Source organism: Streptomyces sp. WAC04114 (assembly GCF_019733245.1).
Lineage (GTDB): Bacteria > Actinomycetota > Actinomycetes > Streptomycetales > Streptomycetaceae > Streptomyces > Streptomyces massasporeus_A.
Genome location: NZ_JAIGQA010000261.1, coordinates 1 through 8466 on the forward strand (window position 1 = coordinate 1; position 8466 = coordinate 8466).

General features: G+C 69.8%; 9 protein-coding genes. 5 read left to right on the forward strand and 4 right to left on the reverse strand.

Annotation, left to right across the window (positions count from 1 at the left end):
• Nucleotides 1-163: 163 nt before the first annotated feature.
• Entirely contained in the window at nt 164-661 is a 498-nt protein-coding gene (gene tamR / locus K4G64_RS36975) for a MarR family transcriptional regulator TamR (RefSeq protein WP_004000571.1), read from the forward strand.
• On the opposite strand, the gene K4G64_RS36980 is transcribed toward tamR, so the two are convergent.
• Nucleotides 620-1387: a response regulator transcription factor gene (locus K4G64_RS36980; RefSeq protein WP_190899671.1), complete on the reverse strand. Its 768-nt coding sequence runs from the start codon at nt 1385-1387 to the stop codon at nt 620-622. The genes tamR and K4G64_RS36980 overlap by 42 nt on opposite strands.
• 307 nt (nt 1388-1694) lie before the next feature.
• Here K4G64_RS36980 and K4G64_RS36985 point away from each other — a divergent pair, with 307 nt between their 5' ends.
• Together K4G64_RS36985 and K4G64_RS36990 are read left to right on the forward strand one after the other, a co-directional pair.
• Nucleotides 1695-2153 carry an N-acetyltransferase gene (locus K4G64_RS36985; protein WP_221760258.1) on the forward strand — a complete coding sequence of 153 codons (459 nt, stop codon included), beginning with the start codon at nt 1695-1697 and terminating at the stop codon, nt 2151-2153.
• A gap of 117 nt (nt 2154-2270) precedes the next feature.
• Nucleotides 2271-2594, forward strand: coding sequence for a hypothetical protein (locus tag K4G64_RS36990; RefSeq protein WP_260461500.1), 324 nt, complete (start codon nt 2271-2273; stop codon nt 2592-2594).
• Between the two features lie 94 nt (nt 2595-2688).
• Here the strand turns inward: K4G64_RS36990 and galK are convergent, their stop codons facing one another.
• From galK to galT, 3 genes are read right to left on the reverse strand one after another with little or no spacing between them, the layout of a single operon-like run.
• On the reverse strand, nt 2689-3843 hold the full coding sequence (galK, locus tag K4G64_RS36995; protein ID WP_221760259.1) for a galactokinase: 1155 nt from the start codon (nt 3841-3843) through the stop codon (nt 2689-2691).
• On the reverse strand, nt 3843-4811 hold the full coding sequence (galE, locus tag K4G64_RS37000) for a UDP-glucose 4-epimerase GalE (RefSeq protein WP_221760260.1): 969 nt from the start codon (nt 4809-4811) through the stop codon (nt 3843-3845). The genes galK and galE overlap by 1 nt, the downstream gene beginning before the upstream one ends.
• Nucleotides 4808-5869 (reverse strand): galactose-1-phosphate uridylyltransferase, encoded by a 1062-nt coding sequence (galT, locus tag K4G64_RS37005; RefSeq protein WP_221760261.1) that lies wholly within the window; start codon nt 5867-5869, stop codon nt 4808-4810. Before galT ends, galE begins: the two co-directional genes overlap by 4 nt.
• A 164-nt stretch (nt 5870-6033) precedes the next feature.
• Between galT and K4G64_RS37010 the strand changes: the two genes are divergently transcribed.
• A complete protein-coding gene (locus K4G64_RS37010) occupies nt 6034-7713 on the forward strand; it encodes a sodium:solute symporter family protein (protein ID WP_221760262.1) in 1680 nt (559 codons plus the stop codon).
• Nucleotides 7714-7734: 21 nt separating this feature from the next.
• Nucleotides 7735-8052 carry a hypothetical protein gene (locus tag K4G64_RS37015; RefSeq protein WP_221760263.1) on the forward strand — a complete coding sequence of 106 codons (318 nt, stop codon included), beginning with the start codon at nt 7735-7737 and terminating at the stop codon, nt 8050-8052.
• Nucleotides 8053-8466 lie beyond the last annotated feature (414 nt).

Here is an 8466-nt window from a genome sequence, read left to right on the forward strand (position 1 = left end):
GTCCCAGGTGGGGGTGGCTGCGGGCATGGTTCCTCCTGGTGTCCTGTGTGCCCTGGTGGTGACCGTGCGAGACGCACACCCAGCGTGATCCTTTATATATCTCGATGTCAAGAGACTCGAGGTCAAGAGACTCTACGTCGACACAACCACTACACTGATCGTCATGGAGGACGAGGTCGATCGGCTGGTCGCAGCGTGGCGCCGGGAGCGCCCTGACCTCGACGTGGAACCGCTCGAGGTGCTCAGCCGTGTGAGCAGACTGGCCCGGCATCTGGACCGGGCGCGGCGGCTGGCGTTCTCGGAGCACAACCTGGAGCCGTGGGAGTTCGACGTCCTGACGGCCCTGCGCCGCGCGGGCACGCCGTACCAGCTCTCGCCGGGGCAGCTCCTCACCCAGACGCTCGTCACCTCGGGCACGATGACGAACCGCATCGACCGCCTGGCCAAGAAGGGCCTGGTGGAACGGCTCCCGGACCCCAGTGACCGCCGGGGCGTCCTGGTCCGGCTGACGGACGAGGGCCGGGACCGCGCGGACCAGGCCCTGGCGGGTCTGCTGGACCAGGAGCGCGCGATCCTCGCGGAACTGTCCCGGGCCCAGCGCGGCGAACTGGCGGGGCTGCTACGCCAGCTGACCGCCCCGTTCGACAACATCCCCGGCTAGGTCCACGGGCCCGACCCCGGCGCGCCGCGCGAGGGCGACGGCGGCGAGGGTGGAGTGCACGCCGAGCTTGCCCAGCACGTTCTGCATGTGGGTCCGCACGGTGTGCGGCGACAGATACAGGCGCTCGGCGACGGCTTTGCGCCCCAGCCCCGCGACCATGCACCGCAGCACTTCCCGCTCACGCGGAGTGAGGGACTCGACGAGGCGCTCGCTCTCGGTGCGGTGCTTGCGGGCGGCGGTGAGCTCCCGCAGCACGCCCGTCAGCAGCGCGGGCGGCAGATGCGTCTCGTCCCGCAGCACGCCCCGGATGACCGTGAGCAGCCGGGACAGCGAGCAGTCCTTCGCCACCCACCCGGAGGCGCCGGCCTGCAGGGCGAGGGCCGCCCGCCGCGGGTCGTCCTTCTCGGCGAGCACGACGATCCGTACGTGCGGCTGCGCGGAGCGCACGCCCGTGACGAGGGAGATCCCGTCGACGAGCCCGTCCTCGTTACTGTCCTGCACGGGTACGGCCGGCCGGGCGCCCGGCACTTTCCCTCCCAGGTCGGCGTCCACGAGCAGCACGTCGAAGCGCCGCCCCTCGGCGACCGCCCGCTCCAGGCTGCGCAGCGCGGCCGGACCGCTGCCGGCCGCGGAGACGTCGACGTCCGGTTCGGCCGCCAGGGCCGCCGCGAGTGACTCCGCGAAGATGCGATGGTCGTCGACGACCAGGACTCGGATGCGAACCACGAAACCCCCTTCCCCGAGCTCCCGAAGAGCAGGGGCTACCCCATCGTCGGAGGTTGACACCGCGCGGGTACGACGCCGGAGTGTCCGGATCCGCTGCGTCCGACCGTCGGTCCGTGCCGCAGCAGCCTGTTCGGGTCGCCGCAGCCGCACAGCCGCCGCCGTGCAGTACCGCTACCCCCACCCCGGGCGTCGTACCCGGCTGTCTCGCCCCCTGAGCGGCACCGGCCCCCACCGGTGCTGTTCATCAGGGTACGGACGGGGGCCCGGAGCGGAAGGTTATTTGCAGAACTGACTGTCCGACGCGTTTATGGTGTGCCGCATGTTCCGTCTTGAGACAGAAGTCGACAAGGCCCGACGTGATCTGCTCCGCACACGCCTGCGGGACACGAACACAGCCGCCTCTCCGATCCTGCGCGCCCTGCGCGGGACTCCGGACGAAAGGGACGCGCCCTTGCATGTGTGGGCTGTGAACGACCGGGATGACGCCCTCGCCGGCGGCCTGGTCGGCCACACCTGGGCGACCTGGCTCCACGTGACCTACCTCTGGGTCGACGAACGCCACCGCGGCAGGGGCCTGGGCGCGCAGTTGCTCGCCCAGGCGGAACACATCGCGACGACCTCCCGCGGCTGCCGCGCGTCCCGCCTGGAGACCTGGGACTTCCAGGCCCCGCGGTTCTACGAGAAGCAGGGGTACGAGGTGGCGTGCGTGGTGCCGGACTATCCCCCGGGCATCACGGAGTACTTGCTGACGAAGAGGCTGGGCTGAGCTGCGGGGACGAAACCCTCGATACCGCCTCTCCTCCACGTACCAATAGCGTTGGTTCGCTTGAGTTATCCCCCCACATGATCAACGGGAGACACAGTGAACCGCCCCGCTCGGCTCGTGACAGCCGCGCTCACCGCATCCGCGGCCCTGCTGCTGACCGCCTGTGGCTCGGGGCGAGGTGACAGTTCGTCATCGTCCGACAGGATCGCCGGTGCGGGTTCGGGCGACAAGGGATCGGCTTCGCCCTCGACCTCGGCGTCTGCGGACGGGATCGATCGGCCGGAGATCAAGTTGCCCGGAGACATGAAGCTGGTGTTCGAGGACCAGCGGACGGGCGACTCAGTCAAGGACGCGATCCTGGCGGACAACGAACGGGCCGTCAGCAGGCGCGGGGAACACGGGCGGCGATCTGCCCAACGGCACCTTCGCCACCACCACTGAGGTGCCCGTCCAGGAGATCCAGTCCGTCAACCGCTGACAGTGACGGCGGTGCCCTCCCCGGTCGCAGGGAGGGCGTCGCTGGCGTCCGACTCGGTCAGTGGAGGCGGTGGGCGCCCGGTGACGGGACCGCTTCGAAGACCCGGGGGGTCGTGAAGCCCGCCGTCGCGAAGGCCTCTGTCACCGCCTTGGTGATGGCGTCGACGTCCGGCTCCTCCGCGAGGACGATCGCCGAGCCGCCGAAGCCGCCGCCCGTCATGCGGGCGCCCAGCGCGCCGTGGGCCAGGGCCGTGTCGACGACCAGGTCCAGTTCCGGGCAGGAGATGCGGAAGTCGTCGCGGAGCGAGGCGTGGCCCTCGACCAGGACGGGACCGATCGCGCGGGTCTCGCCCGACTCCAGGAGGGAGACGACCCGTTCGACGCGCTCGTTCTCGGTGACGATGTGGCGGACCAGGCGGCGGACCTCCTCCTCGTCGCCCAGGCGGGCCAGGGCCGCGTCCAGGTCGGCGTAGGGCACGTCCCGCAGCGCGTCGACGCCCAGCAGGTCCGCGCCCTTCTCGCAGCCGGCGCGGCGCTTGCCGTACTCGCCCTCGCTGTGGGAGTGCTTGACCTGCGTGTCGACGACCAGGAGCCGCATGCCCTCGGCGGCCAGGTCGAAGGGGATCTGGCGCTGGGAGAGGTCGCGCGTGTCGAGGAACAGGGCGTGGCCGCCCTCGCAGCAGGCCGACGCCGTCTGGTCCATGATGCCGACCGGGGCACCGACGTAGACGTTCTCCGCGCGCTGGCACAGGCGGGCCAGCTGCCAGCCCCGCAGGCCGAGGGAGAACAGGTCGTTCAGGGCGAGGGCGACGACGATCTCCAGGGCCGCCGACGACGACAGGCCCGCGCCGGAGGGGACCGTGGAGGCCAGGTGGACGTCCGCGCCCGTGACCGCGTGGCCGGTCTCGCGCAGGGCCCAGACCACGCCCGACGGGTACGCCGTCCAGTTCCGGTCCGACCCCGGCGCCAGCTCGTCGACGCGCAGCTCGGCGACCCCGCCCTCGACGTCCGCCGAGTGCAGGCGCAGCACGCCGTCCGTGCGCCGGGATACGGCCGCGACGGCGGTGTGCGGCAGCGCGAAGGGCATCACGAAACCGTCGTTGTAGTCGGTGTGCTCACCGATGAGGTTGACGCGGCCCGGGGCCGCCCAGACACCCTCGGGGGCGGTTCCGTAGAGCTCTGCGAAACCGTCCCGCACCTGTTGTGCGCCCACTACTGCTCCCTTGCGATGTTCTGCGCGAAGTCCCACGCGTCCGCGACGATCTCCGCGAGGTCCGCGCGGGACGGGTTCCAGCCCAGCTTCTCGCGGGCCGTGTCGGCCGACGCCACCAGGACCGCCGGGTCGCCGCCCCGGCGCGGGGCGACCACTTCCGGGATCGGGTGGCCCGTCACCGTGCGGACCGTCTCGATGACCTCGCGGACCGAGAAGCCGTTGCCGTTGCCGAGGTTGCAGATCAGGTGCTCGCCGGGGGTGGCGGCGGTCAGGGCGAGCAGGTGGGCCTCGGCCAGGTCCGCGACGTGGATGTAGTCGCGCACGCAGGTGCCGTCCGGCGTGGGGTAGTCGTCGCCGAAGACCGAGATCGCCTCGCGCCTGCCCTGCGCGACCTGGAGGACCAGCGGGATGAGGTGGGACTCGGGGTCGTGGCGCTCGCCGTACGCGCCGTACGCGCCCGCCACGTTGAAGTAGCGCAGGGAGACCGCGCCGAGGCCGTGCGCCGCCGCCTCGCCCGTGATCATGTGGTCGACGGCGAGCTTCGAGGCGCCGTAGGGGTTGGTCGGGGACGTGGGCGCCGACTCGACGATCGGGACCTGCTCCGGCTCGCCGTACGTCGCCGCCGTCGAGGAGAAGACCAGCGTGCTCACGCCCGCCTCGCGCATCGCGGCCAGCAGCGCCATGGTGCCGCCGACGTTGTTGTCCCAGTACTTCTCCGGCTTCACGACCGACTCGCCGACCTGCGAGAACGCGGCGAAGTGCAGCACGCCGTCGAAGGACGGGTCCAGCCACTTGGCGGCGTCGCGGATGTCGCCCTCGACGAACGTCGCGCCCGCGGGGACGCCCTCGCGGAAGCCGGTGGAGAGGTTGTCGAGGACGACGACCTCGTGACCGGCCTCCAGCAGGTGCTGCGCGACCACGCTGCCGACGTATCCCGCGCCGCCCGTCACCAGGTACTTCCCGCTCATGAACTCGCTACCTCTCGCAGTCGCTCGGCCGCGCGCTCCGGCGGCACGTCGTTGATGAACACGTTCATGCCGGACTCGGAACCCGCGAGAAACTTCAGCTTGCCGGAAGTGCGGCGGATGGTGAAAAGCTCGAGGTGCAGCGCGAAGTCCTCGCGCACGACCCCGTCGAATTCCTCCAGCGCGCCGAACGGTGCCTGGTGCCAGGCCGCGATGTACGGCGTCGGCGCCTCACCCTCGCCGAAAATCCGGTCGAAGCGCCTCAAGAGTTCCAGGTAGATCTTGGGGAACTCTGTGCGCGCGGCCTCGTCCAGGCCGAGCAGGTCGGGCACGCGGCGCTTGGGGTACAGGTGGACCTCGTACGGCCAGTGCGCGGCGTAGGGCACGAAGGCGACCCAGTGTTCACCCTCCAGGACGACCCGCTCACCGGCCAGTTCACGCTTCAGGACGGCGTCGAAGAGGTTCTCCCCGCCGGTCATCTCCTTGTGGGTCGCGACCGAACGGAGCATCAGGGCGGTGCGGGGCGTGGTGAAGGGGTAGGCGTAGATCTGCCCGTGGGGGTGCTGGAGGGTCACGCCGATCTCGGCGCCCCGGTTCTCGAAGCAGAACACCTGCTCGACGGAGGGGAGATGCGACAGCTCCGACGTGCGGTCCGTCCAGGCCTCCAGCACCAGGCCCGCCTGCTCCTCGGTGAGTTCACCGAAGGACGCGTCGTGGTCTGAGGTGAAGCAGACGACCTCGCAGCGGCCCGAGTCGCCGGCCAGCGAGGGGAAGCGGTTCTCGAACACGACGACGTCGTACGAGGAGTCCGGGATCTCGCTCAGCCGGTCGCCCTCGGAGGGGCACAGGGGGCATTCGTCAGCCGGGGGGTGGTAGGTGCGGCCCTGTCGGTGGGAGGCGATGGCGACGGAGTCGCCGAGCAGGGGGTCACGGCGGATCTGGGACGTGGTGACGGTGCGGTCCAGCGGTCGGCGGTCGGTCGCGTCCCGCACGCTGTCGTCACGCAGGTCGTAGTAGATGAGCTCGCGACCGTCGGCCAGTCGGGTCGAGGTCTTCTTCACGCCTGACTCCTTGTCCTTCAAACAGAACCCAACATACTTAAACACGACCCACCTCAATCGTCAACATCACAATCAAACAAAGAGCGTCATCGGACGTGTTCAATCACTGAAGGCGGAGAAGAAGATTCCGCGAGGTATCGGTTCACGCAACGAAGCGAGGGCTCATGCAGACCCCTACCTATCTGTCAGCCGAGCTGCGACTCCCCACAAACTGGCTCGACTACACGATCCTCGGCATCTACTTCGTCGTCGTCCTCGGCATCGGCTTCGCCGCCCGCCGGTCGGTCAAGACCAGTCTCGACTTCTTCCTCTCCGGCCGTTCGCTGCCCGCCTGGGTGACCGGCCTCGCGTTCATCGCGGCCAACCTGGGCGCCACCGAGATCCTCGGCATGGCCGCCAACAGCGCCCAGTACGGCGTCTACACCACGCACTGGTACTGGATCGGCGCCATCCCGGCCATGGTCTTCCTGGGCCTGGTGATGATGCCCTTCTACTACGGCTCCAAGGTGCGCTCGGTGCCGGAGTTTCTGCTGCTGCGCTTCGACAAGGCGGCGCACCTGCTCAGCTCGGTCCTCTTCGCCTTCGCCGCGATCCTCATCGCCGGCGTCAACCTCTACGCCCTGGCCATCGTCGTCGAGGCGCTGCTGGGCTGGCCGGAGTGGGTGGCGATCGTCGTCGCGGGCTTCTTCGTCCTCGCCTACATCACCCTCGGCGGCCTGTCCTCGGCAATCTACAACGAGGTCCTCCAGTTCTTCGTGATCCTGGCGGCGCTCATCCCCATCACCTTCCTCGGGCTGAAGAAGGTCGGCGGCTGGGACGGACTGTCCGACTCCCTCACCGAGAGCCGCGGCGCCGACTTCATGACGGCCTGGGGCGGCACGGGCATCGGCAGCGACAACCCGCTCGGCGCGAACTGGCTGACGATCGTCCTGGGCCTCGGTTTCGTGCTCTCCTTCGGCTACTGGACGACGAACTTCGCCGAGGTGCAGCGCGCGCTGTCCGCGAAGAACCTCTCGGCGGCCCAGCGCACCCCGCTGATCGCCGCGTTCCCGAAGATCTTCATCGTGTTCCTGGTCATGATCCCGGGACTGGTCGCCGCGGTCCTGGTCCCGAAGATCGGCACGTCCGACTCCGACCTCCAGTACAACGACGCCATCCCGTACCTGATGGAACAGCTGCTGCCCAACGGTGTGCTGGGCATCGCCGTCACGGGCCTGCTCGCGGCGTTCATGGCGGGCATGGCGGCCAACGTGTCGTCGTTCAACACCGTGTTCACCACGGACATCTGGGCCAAGTACGTCGTCCGGGGCCGTGAGGACGAGTACTACGTCCGCTTCGGCCGGCTCATCACCGCGATCGGCGTCCTGGCCTCCATCGGCACGGCGTTCCTCGCGCGGTCCTTCTCCAACATCATGGCCTACCTCCAGACGCTGTTCTCCTTCTTCAACGTGCCGATGTTCGTCGTCTTCATCATCGGCATGTTCTGGAAGCGGGCTTCGATGAAGTCGGGCTTCTGGGGGCTGCTCGCGGGCACCACCGCGGCGATGGTCAACTACTTCGTCCTCTACAAGCAGGACATCATCGACATCCCCTCCGACCAGGGGGCCAACTTCGTCTCGGCGATCGCGGGCTTCGTCGCGGGTGCGGTGGTGATGGTGGCGGTGTCGCTGTTCACGGCGCCCAAGCCGACCGAGGACCTCCAGGGACTGGTCTACGGCACGACCTCGCCCGGCATGGCGGAGCCGCCGGCACCGGGGGACGAGGCCTGGTACCGCAAGCCGGCGCTGCTGGGCTGGGGCGCGATCGTCCTGGCCGCGGCCTGCTACATCCCGTTCTCGTTCTGACCGACGGAGGATTGATCGCACATGTCCGAGTCCCACTCCGAGAAGGACCTGCAGCGGGAAATCACCGAGCTGGAGGGCAAGTCGGCGACCGCGGCGCGGTTGTTCGACATCCGGCGGATCATCGGTGGGCTGTTCGTGCTCTACGGCGTCATCGTCACGATCGCGGGGCTGACGGCGTCCGATGCGGACATCGACAAGGCGGCGGGGGTCAACATCAACCTCTGGACCGGGTTGGGGATGCTCCTGCTGGGCCTGTTCTTCCTGGCCTGGCTCAAGCTGAGGCCGGCGGCCCCGGCCCCGCCCGGGGTCGAGCCGGAGGACGACGAGCAGGTGGGGTAGCGCTGCGCGTCGATACCGGGGCCGGGTGGGTGCGCAGCCCTGGGTAGCGGGGCACCCGGCGTCGGTGCTGAGGCCGGGTGGCTCCGCGCCCCGGCGTCCCGAGGTGCCGCCGCGTTGGTGCTGAGGCCAGGTGGGTCCGCAGCCCGGCGGAACGGGGTGCCTCCCCCAAGCTCTCGGCTTCGCTCGAGCAGGGGGGACCCCCAGGCCCACCCGTGCCGCCCCCAGCGGCACGCATGCCCGCAGCGGCGGCGGCCCGCACCCGCCGTCGTACGCAAGGGGTCGTGTCGGGGGGTGTCCGCCCGCAGCGGTTGGCGCGTCAACGGACAGTGAGTCGGTGTCAGACCCCATCGCGCCGTTCCGAGGACGGATACCCCCCGGCGCGGCCCCGACCCACCACCCGGCGCCAGGCGAAGC

Excerpts from the sequence above, each read along its gene's own strand:
- tamR (WP_004000571.1), top strand. The coding sequence starts at position 164 with ATGGAGGACGAGGTCGATCGGCTGGTCGCAGCGTGGCGCCGGGAGCGC.
- K4G64_RS36985 (WP_221760258.1), top strand. The coding sequence starts at position 1,695 with ATGGTGTGCCGCATGTTCCGTCTTGAGACAGAAGTCGACAAGGCCCGA.
- galE (WP_221760260.1), bottom strand. The coding sequence starts at position 4,811 with ATGAGCGGGAAGTACCTGGTGACGGGCGGCGCGGGATACGTCGGCAGC.
- K4G64_RS37010 (WP_221760262.1), top strand. The coding sequence starts at position 6,034 with ATGCAGACCCCTACCTATCTGTCAGCCGAGCTGCGACTCCCCACAAAC.
- K4G64_RS37015 (WP_221760263.1), top strand. The coding sequence starts at position 7,735 with ATGTCCGAGTCCCACTCCGAGAAGGACCTGCAGCGGGAAATCACCGAG.